This is a genomic window from Nocardioides sp. Root151, from assembly GCF_001427925.1.
Taxonomy (GTDB): Bacteria; Actinomycetota; Actinomycetes; order Propionibacteriales; family Nocardioidaceae; genus Nocardioides.
In genome coordinates this window covers 876515-890866 of the sequence record NZ_LMGG01000004.1, presented here as the reverse complement: position 1 = coordinate 890866, position 14352 = coordinate 876515, and the positions used below count along the sequence as shown (strand labels likewise).

Annotated in this window: 14 protein-coding genes; 2 read left to right on the top strand and 12 right to left on the bottom strand. The window is 68.5% G+C overall.

Going from position 1 to position 14352, the window contains the following annotated elements; translation table 11 throughout:
• Window positions 1-36 precede the first annotated feature (36 nt).
• From tatA to dop, 9 genes are all read right to left on the bottom strand, one after another.
• On the bottom strand, window positions 37-315 hold the full coding sequence (tatA, locus tag ASD66_RS12850) for a Sec-independent protein translocase subunit TatA (RefSeq protein WP_056678210.1): 279 nt from the start codon (window positions 313-315) through the stop codon (window positions 37-39).
• 37 nt (window positions 316-352) lie between these two features.
• Window positions 353-1336 (bottom strand): helix-turn-helix transcriptional regulator, encoded by a 984-nt coding sequence (locus tag ASD66_RS12845; protein WP_056891134.1) that lies wholly within the window; start codon window positions 1334-1336, stop codon window positions 353-355.
• A complete protein-coding gene (locus tag ASD66_RS12840) occupies window positions 1333-2307 on the bottom strand; it encodes a helix-turn-helix transcriptional regulator (RefSeq protein WP_056891133.1) in 975 nt (324 codons plus the stop codon). The genes ASD66_RS12845 and ASD66_RS12840 overlap by 4 nt, the downstream gene beginning before the upstream one ends.
• An 83-nt stretch (window positions 2308-2390) precedes the next feature.
• Window positions 2391-3317, bottom strand: coding sequence for an FKBP-type peptidyl-prolyl cis-trans isomerase (locus ASD66_RS12835; RefSeq protein WP_156388655.1), 927 nt, complete (start codon window positions 3315-3317; stop codon window positions 2391-2393).
• 67 nt (window positions 3318-3384) lie between these two features.
• Window positions 3385-4746 carry a Pup--protein ligase gene (pafA, locus tag ASD66_RS12830; RefSeq protein ID WP_056678203.1) on the bottom strand — a complete coding sequence of 454 codons (1362 nt, stop codon included), beginning with the start codon at window positions 4744-4746 and terminating at the stop codon, window positions 3385-3387.
• A 151-nt stretch (window positions 4747-4897) separates the two neighbouring features.
• Complete coding sequence (gene prcA / locus ASD66_RS12825; protein WP_082599473.1) at window positions 4898-5875, bottom strand: proteasome subunit alpha; 978 nt, start codon at window positions 5873-5875, stop codon at window positions 4898-4900.
• Window positions 5876-5896: 21 nt separating this feature from the next.
• Entirely contained in the window at window positions 5897-6739 is an 843-nt protein-coding gene (prcB, locus tag ASD66_RS12820; RefSeq protein ID WP_056678198.1) for a proteasome subunit beta, read from the bottom strand.
• Between the two features lie 4 nt (window positions 6740-6743).
• The gene (locus ASD66_RS12815) at window positions 6744-6941 is read right to left on the bottom strand and encodes a ubiquitin-like protein Pup (RefSeq protein ID WP_056891131.1); all 198 of its coding nucleotides are present in this window, start codon (window positions 6939-6941) and stop codon (window positions 6744-6746) included.
• 63 nt (window positions 6942-7004) lie between these two features.
• Entirely contained in the window at window positions 7005-8513 is a 1509-nt protein-coding gene (gene dop / locus ASD66_RS12810) for a depupylase/deamidase Dop (RefSeq protein ID WP_056891130.1), read from the bottom strand.
• A 74-nt stretch (window positions 8514-8587) separates the two neighbouring features.
• Here dop and ASD66_RS12805 point away from each other — a divergent pair, with 74 nt between their 5' ends.
• Window positions 8588-9205 carry a class I SAM-dependent methyltransferase gene (locus ASD66_RS12805; RefSeq protein ID WP_056891129.1) on the top strand — a complete coding sequence of 206 codons (618 nt, stop codon included), beginning with the start codon at window positions 8588-8590 and terminating at the stop codon, window positions 9203-9205.
• Between the two features lie 22 nt (window positions 9206-9227).
• Here the strand turns inward: ASD66_RS12805 and arc are convergent, their stop codons facing one another.
• The 3 genes from arc to ASD66_RS12790 all read right to left on the bottom strand — a co-directional run bounded on the left by arc (window position 9228) and on the right by ASD66_RS12790 (window position 13278).
• Window positions 9228-10967 (bottom strand): proteasome ATPase, encoded by a 1740-nt coding sequence (arc, locus tag ASD66_RS12800; protein ID WP_056679405.1) that lies wholly within the window; start codon window positions 10965-10967, stop codon window positions 9228-9230.
• Window positions 10968-11120: 153 nt separating this feature from the next.
• Complete coding sequence (locus tag ASD66_RS12795; RefSeq protein WP_156388654.1) at window positions 11121-12107, bottom strand: tRNA (adenine-N1)-methyltransferase; 987 nt, start codon at window positions 12105-12107, stop codon at window positions 11121-11123.
• A gap of 10 nt (window positions 12108-12117) precedes the next feature.
• Complete coding sequence (locus ASD66_RS12790) at window positions 12118-13278, bottom strand: site-2 protease family protein (RefSeq protein WP_235530075.1); 1161 nt, start codon at window positions 13276-13278, stop codon at window positions 12118-12120.
• 107 nt (window positions 13279-13385) lie between these two features.
• Here ASD66_RS12790 and ASD66_RS12785 point away from each other — a divergent pair, with 107 nt between their 5' ends.
• Window positions 13386-14261 (top strand): RecB family exonuclease, encoded by an 876-nt coding sequence (locus ASD66_RS12785; protein WP_056678189.1) that lies wholly within the window; start codon window positions 13386-13388, stop codon window positions 14259-14261.
• Window positions 14262-14352 lie beyond the last annotated feature (91 nt).

Here is a 14352-nt window from a genome sequence, read left to right as displayed (position 1 = left end):
ACCGAGCAAGGACACAGGAGTGGCTTCAGGGACGGGTCAGTTGGTGGTGTCGGGGCGGTGCTCCGACGTCAACGGCTCGGACTCGGCGCGCTTCTCGGGAGCACCCAGCTCACCGGCAGGCTTGTCGGCCGCCGGCTTGTCATCGTCCTCGTCATCGGTCAACAGGCCCTTGGTCTCGGACTTGAAGATGCGCAGGGCACGGCCGCTGCCGCGGGCCAGCTCCGGCAGTTTCTTGGCGCCGAAGAGCAGCACGATCACCAGCACGATCAGGACCAGCTCCCAGCCTCCGGGAGTTGCGATCAGTGGTTGAAGCATGTCCGTCCTCAAGGTCGCTTGTGGGGTCGGTCCCATCCTACGCGCCAGGTACACGGTAGAGGCTGAGGGTCTCCTGTGCGGCTGCTGTGAAGGCCTCGGCGTACTCGGCGGGCCGGAGCACCTCGGCGTACGGCGACAGGCGCAACAGCAGCCTCATCAGCCACCGGCTGTCGGCCACCCTGAGGTCGATCTCGAGCTTGCCGCCGCGCCGTTCCCGGACTGCCTCGACCGGGTAGTACTCGGCGACCCAGCGGGCCTGGGGCGCCAGCCGGAGGGTGACCAGCGGATTGTCGGGTTCCGGTCGGAACAGTCCGTCGGCGAGGTCGACCGGCTCGACGTCGGGGTGCGGCTCGGCCGCGCTGTCGAGGGTCTCGTCGGCGACGATCCGGTCCAGTCGGAACAACCGCCGCCCGTTGGCGACGTGGCACCACGCCTGGAGGTAGGCCATGCCCTGGGAGTCGACGAGCGCCATCGGGTCGACGGTGCGCTCGGTGTTCTCGTCGCGCGCGGGGACGTAGTAGGTGAGCCGGACCTGGCGGCCCGAGGAGAGGGCCGCGGCGAGCCGGGTGCGCAGGGCGGCGCCTTCGCGTTGCCCGGGCGGCACGCGGACCTCGACATGCGCGGCCTGCTGGCCGTCCTCGGCAACGGTCTCGATCTTGGCGAGCGCCCGGTCGAGGCTGTCGAGCGTGTCACCGTCGGCCGACTCGCGCAGCGTGCGCAAGGCCACCGTGATCGCGGACGCCTCGGCGGCGGAGAGCCGCAGGGGTGTGCCGAGGTAGTCGGCGTTGTGGATGCGGATCACGCTGTCGCCGTCGAGCGCGTCGAGGTCGACCTCGATCAGGTCTCCCGGCATCCACCCCGGCCAGCCGCAGTAGATCAGGACGCGCAGGTCGGCGACCAGTTGTTCGGGTGGCACGCCGAGTCGCCGGGCAGCGTCCTCGAGCCGCATGTCGCCCTCGCGTTGGATCAGCGGGACCAGCGCGAGCAGCCGGCCGACCTGTTCCTTGGCGCCGGCGCTCATGAACTGACTCCTGCAGCGGCGGTGAGCCGTCGGACGGCCAGGTCGCGCGCCTCGGCGGGCGACTCGACGACGGCGTCGGTCCCGAAGGCCAGCACGTCGTCGACGAAGCCGTGCACCGAGGAATGCGTGAGCGTGACCCGGTCCCATGCGGTCACCGCGTCAGGTCCGGGCACGTCGGTCTCGACAGCTGTCGCCGTACGACGCAGTCCGTGGCCGCTCCCCTGCCGCACCAGGGCCGTCCCGACCTCGGTGGCCGGCCCCGGGGAGAGACTCGCGGTGAGCTCGCGCAGATTGGTCTCCGGCGGTACGACGAACGCGTCCGACTTGCCGGTGCGCTTGACCGCACCATGGACCCGGGAGAGTCGGAACAACCGGGGTTCGCCGCGGTCGACGTCGCGCCCGACGACGTACCAGCGGCCGGAGGACGAGACGACTCCCCACGGCTCGAGGCGTCGCTTGGCGGGCTTGGGCGCGCCGGAGCGCTGGTAGTCGAAGGTGACCCTGGTGCGGTCGAGGGAGGCCTGCCAGAGCACGTCGAAGTTCGGGTCGGAGACCGCGACCACCGGCGCTGCGATGTCGAGCCGGCTGCGGTCGACCTCGACGCCTGCGGCGCTGAGCTTGGCAAGGGCGTCACTGGTCGCGGCCGCCAGCCCGGCGTGCTGCCAGACCCGGGTGGCCAGGCCGATCACGGCCGCCTCGTCCGCGGCCAGGGTGATGCCGGGCAGGGCGAACGTGTCCGGGTTGATCCGGTAGCCGATCTCGTTGTCGAAGTAGTTGTCCAGCGTGACGATCTCGACCGGCACACCGAGGGCACGCAGCTCGTCCTTGTCGCGCTCGAACATGCGGTCAAAGGCCTCGTCGCCGGCCTCGAGGTACGGCGGCATGCTGTCGCGCACCTGCTGCTTGGACAGCGGGCGGCGTTGCACGAGCAGCAGGATCAGCAGGTTGAGGAGGCGTTCACTCTTCGTCACCTGCTGCTCCTCCCGTGTGTGCCGTGACTTGTTCGATGATGCCTGACCCGGTCGGTCAGATGCTGGCGGTCAGGTGCCGGCGGTCAGTTGACCGCGAGCACGTCGATCACGAAGACCAGGTCGTCGCCGGGCTTGATCTTGGGCGCGCTGCCCTTCTTGCCGTACCCGAGCTTCGAGGGGATCCGCAGGATGACCCGGCTGCCCTCGGTGACCCCGGTGAGGCCTTCCTGCCAGCCCTGGATCGTGCCGCCCTGACCGATGGTCACGGAGTAGGGATCGCCCTTGGTGAAGTTCTGGTCGAAGACCTGCTTCTTGCCGTTGACCTGGCCGAGGTACTTCACGGCCAGCGTGGAGCCCTTCTTCGCCTTGGGGCCGGTGCCCTTGACCAGGGTGATCGTCTCGAGCTTGGTGATCTTGGCGGGCTTGCCGGTGAAGGTCAGGCCGGTCACGGCGCCGTCCTTCTCGACCACCTTCGGCGCACCCTTGGGGGCGGTCGCCTTGCTCGTGTCGATGCTCGTCGGGATCACCTTGACGATGTCGACGACGAAGACCACCGAGTCTGACGGGTCGATGAACAGGTTGGGGTTGCCGGCCTCGCCGAACGCGTCCTTGGGGGTCGACTCGACCATCACCCGCGAGCCGACCTTCTGCCCGTCGATGGCCTTCTTGAGGCCGGGCAGCATGTCGTCGCTCACCTTGACCAGGCTCGCGGAACCTTCGTCCCACGTGCTCGCCGCCTGCTTGCCGGTGAATCCGTTGGCGATGTAGAGGTTCGCGAAGACGCTGTCGCCCACCTTGACCTGGTCGCCGTCGCCCTCGCTGAGCACCGTGGTCTCGGTGGTGGTGCGCTTGTACTCGCCCTTGAAGGCCACCTTCGGCTCGGACCCGAACGTGCCGGTGACCTTGACCGATCCGTCGTTGGACTTGCCGCCGCCGTCGTCGTCACCGCAGGCGGTGAGACCGATCATCATCAGCAGCAGGACGCTCAGGAGCACAAGGACGCGGCGCAACGGGTTCACCTTCGGATTCGGGGTACGGCGAGCGCGGGACAGCCTAGCCGGATGGAGCAACGATCCCTCACATGCCGTCGATGAGTCGCTGGACGCGTTCGTCGGCCGAGCGGAAGGGGTCCTTGCAGAGCACCGTGCGCTGGGCCTGGTCGTTGAGCTTGAGGTGCACCCAGTCGACGGTGAAGTCGCGTCGCCGCTCCTGTGCCTTCTTGATGAACTCGCCGCGCAGGCGGGCACGGGTGTTCTGCGGCGGCACCGACTTGGCCTCGAAGATCTTGAGGTCGTCGGTGACCCGGGCAACCGCTCCGCGCTTCTCGAGCAGGTAGTAGAGACCCCGGTTGCGGTGGATGTCGTGGTAGGCGAGGTCGAGCTGCGCGATGCGCGCGTGGCCCAACGCCATGCCGTGCTTGGCGCGGTAGCGCTCGATCAGCTTCCACTTGATGACCCAGTCGATCTCGCGGTCGACGGAGTCGAGGTCGCCGGACTCGATCGCCTTGAGGCCCCGCTCCCAGAGGTCGAGGGCCTGGTCGATGACCGGCGTACGCAGCTCACGACGGTCGACGAAGTCGCGGGCCCGGGTGAAGTACTCGAGCTGGATCTCGAGCGCACTGGCCTCGCGGCCGTTGGCCAGCCGGACCTTCTTGCGGCCGGTCATGTCGTGGGAGATCTCGCGGATCGCCCGGATCGGGTTCTCCATGGTGAGGTCGCGCATCACGACCCCCTCCTCGATCATCCGGAGCACGAGGTCGCAGCTGGCCACCTTCAGCAACGTGGTGGTCTCGCTCATGTTGGAGTCGCCGACGATGACGTGGAGCCGGCGGTACTTCTCGGCGTCCGCGTGCGGTTCGTCGCGGGTGTTGATGATCGGGCGGCTGCGGGTGGTGGCGCTCGAGACGCCTTCCCAGATGTGCTCGGCGCGCTGGCTGATGGAGTACGACGCCCCGCGCGGGGTCTGGATGATCTTGCCGGCGCCGACCACGATCTGGCGCGTCACCAGGAACGGGATCAGGATGTCGGCCAGCCGACTGAACTCGCCGGCCCGGCCGACGAGGTAGTTCTCGTGGCAGCCGTAGGAGTTGCCGGCGGAGTCGGTGTTGTTCTTGAAGAGGTAGATGTCGCCGGCGATGCCCTCGTCGTGGAGCCGGCGCTCGGCGTCGACCAGAAGCCCTTCGAGGACCCGCTCCCCTGCCTTGTCGTGGGTGACCAGCTCGACGATGTCGTCGCACTCCGGCGTCGCGTACTCCGGGTGGCTGCCGACGTCGAGGTAGAGCCGGGCACCGTTGCGCAGGAAGACGTTGCTGCTGCGCCCCCACGACACGACCTTGCGGAACAGGTAGCGGGCCACCTCGTCCGGGCTCAGGCGTCGCTGCCCCTTGAACGTGCAGGTGACGCCGTACTCGTTCTCGATTCCGAAGATCCGGCGGTCCATGGCCCAACAGTAGTCACAGCTTGGGCATCACGGTGGGAGGTTGACCGTTGTCATGCGACTTCCACCCACCCGTCGCAGTGACTGAACAGGCCTCAGGATTTCTCTGGCAAAGACCTGCTGACTGTTCGGCAACGGCGGTGGTGGGAGCCGGTCAGGCAGGGGGCGGGGCGATCGGGGGCTCGCCGTGGCCGGGCGTGGGTGGGTCCACGGGTGGCGTCGGGGGCGTGGGCGGTGCCGTGGGAGGAGCGGTGGGCGGTTCGCCGGACTCCGGTTCTCCGGGAGCGGGCTCACCGGTGACCGGGTCTTCCAGCGGGGGCGTGGATCCGCTCACCGTGTCGGTCGGGTCAGCGGGGTTGTCGGGACCGGTGGGAACCGTCGGGGCGGCCCCCACCTGGGCGTCCTCGGCGTCTGGCTGGGCCGCGGTCTCGGGGCCACGGTCCCCGAGGATCTCGGTCAGCGCGGCCGGCCGCAGGCGACGGAACTTGCGGGGCTGGCTGCGGGTGCGGTCGAGCACGGCGACCTCGAGGTCGTCGGCCGGGATCACCCGGTCGTCGGTGTCGGAGTGACCGAGCGCAGCCACGGCCAGCTTGATCGCGTCGTCGAGCGTCGCGCCCTCGGTGTAGTGCTCCTTGAGGTGTGAGGCCACCTGGTCGGCCGCGCCACCCATCACGGCGTACCCGTGCTCGTCAGCCACCTGGCCGTCGTACGTCAGCCGGTAGATCTGGTCGTCGGCCGCCTCGTCGCCGATCTCGGCCACGAACAGCTCGACCTCGTAGGGCTTCTCGCCGCCGCTGGAGAAGATCGTGCCGAGGGTCTGCGCGTAGGCGTTCGCCAGCCCGCGGCCGGTGACGTCGCGACGGTCGTAGGCGTAGCCGCGCATGTCAGCCAGGCGTACGCCGGCGATGCGGAGGTTCTCGAACTCGTTGTAGCGGCCGACCGCGGCGAACGCGATGCGGTCATAGATCTCCGAGACCTTGTGCAGCGCCTGCGAGGGGTTCTCGGAGACGAAGAGGACGCCGTCGGCGAACTGCACGACGACCACGGAACGACCGCGGGCGATGCCCTTGCGCGCGAAGTCCGCACGGTCCTTCATCAACTGCTCGGGAGAGACGTAGTACGGCATGCTCATGTGAGAAATCCTTGGCTCGGGTCAGACCAGTGAGGCGGCGGGGCCGTCGGGGCGCTGGAGTCGACTCGCGATCACCTGGTCCGCGATCGCGGCGACCTCGTCGTCGGCGAGTCGGCGGCCTCCGTCGGCGGTGATCACCTGCACGACGGGGAAGATGCGACGGCTCACGTCGGGACCACCGGTGGCGGAGTCGTCGTCGGCGGCGTCGTAGAGCGCCTGCACGACGGCGGTCACGCACTCGGTCTCGGTGAGGTCCTCGCGGTAGAGCTTCTTCAGCGAACCGCGGGCGAACATCGACCCGGAACCGACCGAGTGGAACGCGGTCTCCTCGTAGCGGCCGCCGGTGACGTCGTAGGAGAAGATGCGCCCCTGCTCGGCGATGAGGTCGTAGCCCGAGAAGAGGGGTACGACGGCGAGACCCTGCATGGCCAGGCCGAGGTTCGCCCGGATCAGGGCCGCGAGGCGGTTGGCCTTGCCGTCCATGGAGAGCGTGGTGCCCTCGATCTTCTCGTAGTGCTCGAGCTCGGTCTGGAACAGTCGCACCATCTCGACCGCCAGCCCGGCGGCACCGGCGATGCCGACGCAGCTGAACTCGTCGGCCGGGAAGACCTTCTGGATGTCGCGCTGCGCGATGATGTTGCCCATCGTGGCGCGCCGGTCACCGGCCATGATCACGCCGCCGGGAAACGTCGCAGAGACGATCGTGGTGCCGTGCGGCGCCAGGTCTCCGACGTTGCCCTGCGGCACGGCACGCTTGGAGGGCAGCAGGTCGGGTGAGTGCTCACCGATGAAGTCGGCGAACGACGACGTGCCGGGGGTCAGGAACGAAGCGGGCAGGCGGGACCCGTAGCTGGGGGCACTCACCGGCTCACTCCCCGCCCTTCTGGATGAAGGACTTCACGAAGTCTTCGGCGTTGGTCTCGAGGACGTCGTCGATCTCGTCGAGGATCGCGTCGATGTCCTCGTCGAGCTGCTCCTTGCGCTCGGAGACCTCGGGCGCGACGGTCTCCTCCTCGACCGGGGTGTCCTCAGTCGACTTCTTCGGCTGCTTCTGCTCCTGTGCCATGTCTCCGACCCTATCCACTCCGGGAAAGAAATGGCCCCGACTTGCTCGACCAACGGACGGGAATCAGTGCGTCAGTGCGTCGAAGAGCTGCTCGGCGGTGTCACAGCGGTCGAGCAGCTCGCCCACGTGTGACCGGCTGCCGCGCAGCGGGTCGATGGTGGGCACCCGCTGGAGCGACTCGCGTCCGGGGAGGTCGAAGATCACCGAGTCCCACGACGCGGCAGCCACCGAGTCGGCGTACTTCTCGAGACACCGGCCACGGAAGTAGGCCCGGGTGTCGGTGGGTGGCTCGTGCATCGCGCTCTCGATGGACGGCTCCTCGAGCAGTCGCTCGATGCGGCCCATGCGCGCGAGCCGGTGGTAGAGGCCCTTCTCGGGGCGGATGTCGGAGTACTGCAGGTCGATCAGGTGCAGCTTCGCGTCGTCCCACTCGAGGCCGTCGCGGTCGCGGTACTGCTGGAGCAGCTTGAGCTTGGCCACCCAGTCGAGCTCGGTGGCGCACTCCATGGGGTCACGCTCGAGACGGGTCAGCACCGACTCCCAGCGGGTCAGCACGTCGCGGGTCTGGGCGTCCGCGTCGTCGCCCAGGGTCTCGTCGACGTACTTCCTGGCGAGGTCGAGGTATTCCATCTGGAGTTGTACGGCGGTCAGCTTGCGGCCGTCGCCCAACGTCACGAGGTGCTTGCAGGTCGGGTCGTGCGAGATCGCCCGCAGCGACGCGACCGGTGACTCGACCGAGAGCGGCGCGGTGAGGAAGCGGTCCTCGATCATCGCCAGCACCAGCGCGGTCGTGCCGACCTTGAGGTACGTCGACACCTCGGCGAGGTTGGCGTCTCCGATGATCACGTGGAGCCGGCGGTACTTCTCCGGGTCGGCGTGCGGTTCGTCGCGGGTGTTGATGATCGGCCGCTTCAGCGTGGTCTCGAGGCCCACCTCGACCTCGAAGAAGTCGGCGCGCTGGCTGATCTGGAAGCCGTTGTCGCGGCCGTCCTGGCCGATGCCCACCCGGCCGGCGCCGGTGACCACCTGTCGGGACACGAAGAACGGCGTCAGGTGGCGCACGATGTCGGCGAACGCCGTCGAGCGGCGCATCAGGTAGTTCTCGTGGGCGCCGTAGGAGGCGCCCTTGTTGTCGGTGTTGTTCTTGTAGAGCAGTATCGGCGCGGCCCCGGGAATGTTGGCGGCCAGACGGGCTGCGTCGAGCATCACCTGCTCCCCCGCCTTGTCCCAGCGGACGATGTCGAGCGGGTTCGTGCACTCGGGCGTGGCGTACTCGGGGTGGGCGTGGTCGACGTACAGGCGGGCGCCGTTGGTGAGGATGACGTTGGCCAGGCCGAGGTCCTCGTCGGTCAGCTGGCTGGCGTCGGCGACCTGTCGCGACATGTCGAACCCTCGGGCGTCGCGCAGCGGTGACTCCTCCTCGAAGTCCCATCGGGCGCGTCGCGCCTTCAGCGTGGCCGACGCGTAGGCGTTGACCACCTGCGAGGACGCCACCATCGGGTTGGCCGTCGGCTGTCCCTGGACCGAGATGCCGTACTCGACCTCGGTGCCCATCACCCTGCGAACGCTCATGATTCGAGCCTACTCGGGACGACCGACGCATCGACCCGTGGACGCGGCCGTTCGTGCGACCTAGTGTCGGTCACATGGGTTGGTGGGTCGAACACGTCGTGCCGCGATTGACCGATGCCGGGCTCAGCGCCCCGGAGATCGGTGAGCTTCGAGCGCAGGCCTGTGAGGGCCTGACCGGCCGGGTCCTCGAGGTGGGTTTCGGGTCCGGGATGAACCTGCCGCACCTGCCCCGCGACGTCACCGACGTGGCGGCCGTGGAGCCCAGCGACCTGGGCTGGTCCCGCTCGGCAGGCCGCCGGGAGAAGTCCTCGGTGCCGGTCGAGCGGGTGGGCCTGGACGGCCAGTCGATCGACCTGCCCGACGCCTCGGTCGACGCCGCACTGGTGACGTTCTCCCTGTGCACGATCCCGGACCCGCTCCGCGCGCTGAGGGAGGTACGCCGGGTGGTGCGACCCGGAGGTCGACTGCACTTCCTCGAGCACGGCCTCGCGCCCGATGCGGGTGTGGCGCGCTGGCAGGGCCGGCTCAACGGCGTACAGGGACTGGTGTGCGGAGGTTGCCACCTGGACCGCGACATCCCTGCCCTGGTGGGCGATGCCGGGTTCGGGATTGCCGTCCTCGACCAGCGCTACCTGCCCGGACCGAGGATCGGCCGGCCCTGGACGTACGGCTTCCGCGGCATCGCCGAGTGACGACGCCGCGGTAGCCGGTTGCTCAGAGGTATTGGCCGGTGTTGGCGACCGTGTCGATCGAACGCCCGGGCTCGGTGCCCTGCTTGCCGGTGATGAGGGTGCGGATGAAGACGATCCGCTCGCCCTTCTTGCCGGAGATGCGGGCCCAGTCGTCGGGGTTCGTGGTGTTCGGGAGGTCCTCGTTCTCCTTGAACTCGTCGACGCACGCCTGGAGCATGTGCTGGACCCGGAGACCGAGCTGGTCGTGGTCGAGGAGGTCCTTGATCGCCATCTTCTTCGCCCGGTCGACGATGTTCTGGATCATCGCGCCGGAGTTGAAGTCCTTGAAGTAGAGGACTTCCTTGTCGCCGTTGGCGTAGGTCACCTCGAGGAAGCGGTTCTCCTCGGTCTCGGTGTACATGCGCTCGACGGTGGCCCGGATCATGCCCGCCACGCAGGCGTCGCGGTCGTTGCCGAACTCGGCCAGGTCGTCGGTGTGCAAGGGCAGCTCGGCGGTGAGGTACTTGCTGAAGATGTCGCGTGCGGACTCGGCGTCCGGGCGCTCGATCTTGATCTTCACGTCGAGCCGGCCGGGGCGCAGGATGGCCGGGTCGATCATGTCCTCACGGTTGGAGGCACCGATCACCAGCACGTTCTCGAGCAGCTCGACACCGTCGATCTCGCTCAGCAGCTGGGGAACGATGGTGTTCTCGACGTCGGAGGAGACCCCGGAGCCTCGGGTGCGGAACAGGGAGTCCATCTCGTCGAAGAACACGATGACCGGCGTGCCCTCGCTGGCCTTCTCGCGAGCCCGCTGGAAGACCAGGCGGATGTGCCGCTCGGTCTCGCCGACGTACTTGTTGAGCAGCTCGGGACCCTTGATGTTCAGGAAGTAGGACTTGCCCTCCTGGCCGGTCTTGGCCGCGACCTTCTTGGCCAGGGAGTTGGCGACCGCCTTGGCGATCAACGTCTTCCCGCAGCCGGGAGGGCCGTAGAGCAGCACGCCCTTCGGCGGCTTGAGCTGGTGCTGCTTGAACAGCTCGGGGTGCAGGTAGGGCAGCTCGACGGCGTCGCGGATCTGGTCGATCTGGGCGATCAGGCCGCCGATCGCGCTGTAGTCGATGTCGGGGACCTCTTCGAGGACGAGCTCCTCGACCTCGGACTTCGGCACCTTCTCGTAGACGTAGCCGGCTCGGGAGTCGAGCAGCAGGGAGTCACCGGCCCGCAGCTTGAGGCTGCGCAGCGGCTCGGCGATGCGGACCACGCGCTCCTCGTCGGCGTTCGCGATCACCAGGACACGGTCGCCGTCGGCCAGGATCTCCTTGAGCATGACGACCTCGCCGACCTGCTCGAAGTCGAGCGCGGCGACGACGTTGAGTGCCTCGTTGAGCATGACCTCCTGGCCACGCTGCAGCGCGTCGAGGTCGACGTTGGGGCTCACCGTCACCCGCAGCTTGCGACCGCCGGTGAACACGTCGATGGAGTCGTCGTCGTTGCGGGCGAGGAACGTTCCGAACCCGGCCGGCGGCTGGGCCAGTCGGTCGACCTCTTCCTTGAGCGTGAGTATCTGGTCGCGGGCCTCGCGCAGGGTCTGGGCCAGGCGTTCGTTCTGCGACGTCACCGCGGCCAGGGACCGTTGGGTGTCGATCAGTCGCTGCTCCAGTGCACCGGAGTGAACTGGGCCATCGGCCAGCCTCCGGCGCAGGTCAGTGACTTCGGCCTCGAGGAACCTCACCTGACTGGTGAGTTCCTCGCGACTGCTCGAGTTGTCCGATGCCGACATGTGCACCACCTCCTGCGTCTCCTTGTGACCTTACCCATCAGGAGGAGGAAGCAAAGCAAATCGGCGCGCGGTTCGGAAACGATTTGCTACGTGAGACGTCACGAGCGTGTGAACAGGCCATTCTGGCGTCGGTTCACGCCATTTCCGCGTCGTTCAGTCGTCGAAGGACTCCTCGAACACCTGCGGAGGCAGGTCGGCCGGCCGGGGGCCGTTGTAGTCCACCCCGTAGGCACCCGGGGCGGGGCGGCGCTTCTTGCGTGGCGCGGTCTGGCCTGGCGCCATCCGGCGTGCCGTGACGAGGAAGGCGGTGTGCCCGATCATCTTGTGCCCGGGGCGTACGGCGAGTCCCTCGACGTGCCAGTCGCGCACCAGTGACTCCCACGGCTGGGGATCGGTGAACCCGCCGTGCGCGCGCACCGTCTCGACGTAGCGCGACAGTTGCGTGGTGGTGGCGACGTACGCGACGACGATCCCGCCGGGCGCCAGCGCGTCAGCCACCGCGTCCACGCACTCCCACGGTGCGAGCATGTCGAGGATGATCCGGTCGACCTTCTCACCGAGGCCCGGCAGCTCTTCCTGGAGGTCGCCGAGCCGCAGGCTCCAGGCCGGGTGGGTCTCGCCGTCGGGGGCGGAGAAGAACTGGTTCACGTTGCGCCGAGCCACGTCGGCGAACTCCTCGCGCCGCTCGAACGACGTCACCCGACCCCACGGTCCGACGGCGCGGAGCAGCGAGCAGGTCAGCGCACCCGAGCCCACACCGGCCTCCACGACCCGGGCGCCGGGGAAGATGTCGGCCATCGCCACGATCTGGGCGGCGTCCTTGGGGTAGACCACCGCGGCCCCACGCGGCATCGAGACCACGAACTCGGAGAGCAACGGGCGGAACACGAGGTACTCGCCGCCCGCCGACGACGGCACGGTGAAGCCTTCGTCGCGCCCGATCAGCTCGTCGTGCTCGATGTGGCCACGGTTGCTGAAGAAGCGCTTGCCGGGCGTGAGCTCGAAGTTGTGGCGCCGGCCCTTCTGGTCGGTCAGCCGCACCCACTCCCCCGCACGCAGGGGTCCACGGTGCACGCCGGACCACGCCTCGAGGGGTACGTCGGGCAGGTCGGTCGGTTCGGGCAGGTCCACGTCAGGCATGGGCGGAACCCTACTGGTGACGCTCGCTGAACGCCCTGTCGACGTCGGCGGTCGCGAGGACGCCGTAGATCGCCCCGTCGTCCTCGACGAGGAGGTACTCGTGGGCGGGCATGCGGGTGATCGCCTTGATGAGGTCCTCACCGACGATCGAGACGGGCAGGGTCAGACCCTCCTCGATGCTGCGTGAGATGGTCGAGACGGCCATCCACGGACGCCGTTCCTCAGGCGTGGCCAGCAGGGCGGACTCGTTGACGATGCCGGTCGCGGCGCCCGCGGTCGAGACCGTCACGATGCTGCCGGCCCCGGCCTCCTGCGCGCGTCGTACGGCCTCGGAGACGGGCGTGTCCTCAGGAACGGTAAGGGTACGGCGGGCCAGTCGGCGGGCCACGATCGACGGCAGCCGCCGGCGCAGCCGGGCGCTCTGCATCGAGGCGGTCGCTCCGGTCCACAGGAAGATCGCGACCACGAACGAGAGCAGGTAGTCGACGATTCGCGGCTCGACGTCGAGGACCGACCGCATGAACAAGGGCCACGCAAGGGCCGCGACGGCGACGATGCGCCCGCCCCAACCGGCGGCGATGGTGCCCTTGTGGATGTTGCCACTGACTCCCCAGACCGCGGACTTCAGCACGCGTCCGCCGTCGAGCGGGAGCCCCGGGATCAGGTTCATCACCCCGACGATGAGGTTCGCGCCGGCCAGGCCCTCGACGGCCATCCGCAGCAGGCCGTCGGGGGTGACGAACCACAGCGGGATGGCGAGCAGCCCGACCGCGATCGAGGTGAGCGGACCCACCACCGCGATCCAGAACTCCTCGCGAGGCCTGCGCGCCTCCCCCTCGATCATCGTCGCGCCGCCCAGGAAGTGGAGGGTGATCGACGAGACTGGGTGGCCGTAGTGCTGTGCCATCAGTGCGTGCGAGGCCTCGTGGAGGAGGACCGACAGGTAGAGCACGACGGCGAACGCGAAGCCGGCGACGTACTTCCAGGCACCCAGACCGGGCTCGACCGCGTCGACGCGCGGCGCCATCAGCACCGCGATCAGGGCGGCGATGAAGAACCACGAGGTGGTGATGAGTACGTCGACCCCGGCGATCTGTCCGACCCGGAGCGTGCCGGGAGGCCGAGGCGGTCGGGACGGCACGTCGGCGTGTCGCGGGTCTGGGTCAGGCACATGTCGAGGCTATCGGACGCGCCCTCGCCGACACCGACGCGGCGGTGTCGGTGTCGCTGTCGGTGTCGTCGCCTAGTGTTGCCGCGCACCTTCAGGAAGGGGCCCAGATGACCCAGTCACCCGCAGAGAGGCACTCCACACCGGTCGACGGTGTCGAGGTGCTCGGGGCCCTGTCGCCGAGCCGCGCCGGTGATTTCATGACCTGTCCCCTGCTCTACCGCTACCGCACGATCGACAGGTTCCCCGAGGAGCCGTCACCCGACGCGATCCGCGGGACACTGGTGCACAAGGTGCTCGAGGACCTCTTCGACCTGCCCGCCCCCGAACGCACGCCACCGCGGGCCCAGGAGATGGTCGGTCCCGCGTGGGATGCGTTGCTGGAGGCCGAGCCCGCAGTCGCCGAGCTGTTCACCGCACCCGAGGGCGAGGAGGCGCTGGACCTGCAGGCCTGGCTGACCACCTGCCGCACCGTCCTCGACAAGTACTTCGAGCTCGAGGACCCGACCCGCCTCGAGCCCGCCGAGCGTGAGCTCTATGTCGAGACACTGCTCGACTCCAAGCTGCTGCTCCGGGGCTTCATCGACCGCATCGACATCGCCCCCAGCGGCGCGATCCGACTGGTGGACTACAAGTCTGGCCGAGCTCCTGGCGAGATGTTCGAGGCCAAGGCGCTGTTCCAGATGAAGTTCTACGCACTGGTCATCTGGCGCACCCGCGGGGTCGTCCCGGCGATGCTGCAGCTGATCTATCTCGGCAACGGTGAGATCCTCCGCTACTCCCCCGACGAGGCCGACCTACGGGCCACGGAGCGCAAGGTGGAGTCGATCTGGCAGGCGATCCGGCGCGCCGAGCTCAGTGGCGACTGGCGGCCGCACCGCAGCAAGCTGTGCGGCTGGTGCAGCTACCAGGACAAGTGCCCCGAGTTCGGCGGCGAGATCCCTGCTCTGCCGCTTGCGGAGCAAGCTGCAGAGCATCAGAGTTGACCCGTCGCCAGTTTCCGGAGGAGCGAAGCGGGGGAGAAAACTGGCGACGGGTCAACTCTCCCACGTGCGGCGCTGACTGAACTGGCGACAG

Excerpts from the sequence above, each read along its gene's own strand:
- arc (WP_056679405.1), bottom strand. The coding sequence starts at position 10,967 with ATGTCGGCATCGGACAACTCGAGCAGTCGCGAGGAACTCACCAGTCAG.
- ASD66_RS12845 (WP_056891134.1), bottom strand. The coding sequence starts at position 1,336 with ATGAGCGCCGGCGCCAAGGAACAGGTCGGCCGGCTGCTCGCGCTGGTC.
- ASD66_RS12785 (WP_056678189.1), top strand. The coding sequence starts at position 13,386 with ATGACCCAGTCACCCGCAGAGAGGCACTCCACACCGGTCGACGGTGTC.
- ASD66_RS12795 (WP_156388654.1), bottom strand. The coding sequence starts at position 12,107 with ATGCCTGACGTGGACCTGCCCGAACCGACCGACCTGCCCGACGTACCC.
- ASD66_RS12815 (WP_056891131.1), bottom strand. The coding sequence starts at position 6,941 with ATGGCACAGGAGCAGAAGCAGCCGAAGAAGTCGACTGAGGACACCCCG.
- dop (WP_056891130.1), bottom strand. The coding sequence starts at position 8,513 with ATGAGCGTTCGCAGGGTGATGGGCACCGAGGTCGAGTACGGCATCTCG.
- ASD66_RS12805 (WP_056891129.1), top strand. The coding sequence starts at position 8,588 with ATGGGTTGGTGGGTCGAACACGTCGTGCCGCGATTGACCGATGCCGGG.
- pafA (WP_056678203.1), bottom strand. The coding sequence starts at position 4,746 with ATGGACCGCCGGATCTTCGGAATCGAGAACGAGTACGGCGTCACCTGC.
- tatA (WP_056678210.1), bottom strand. The coding sequence starts at position 315 with ATGCTTCAACCACTGATCGCAACTCCCGGAGGCTGGGAGCTGGTCCTG.
- prcA (WP_082599473.1), bottom strand. The coding sequence starts at position 5,875 with ATGAGCATGCCGTACTACGTCTCTCCCGAGCAGTTGATGAAGGACCGT.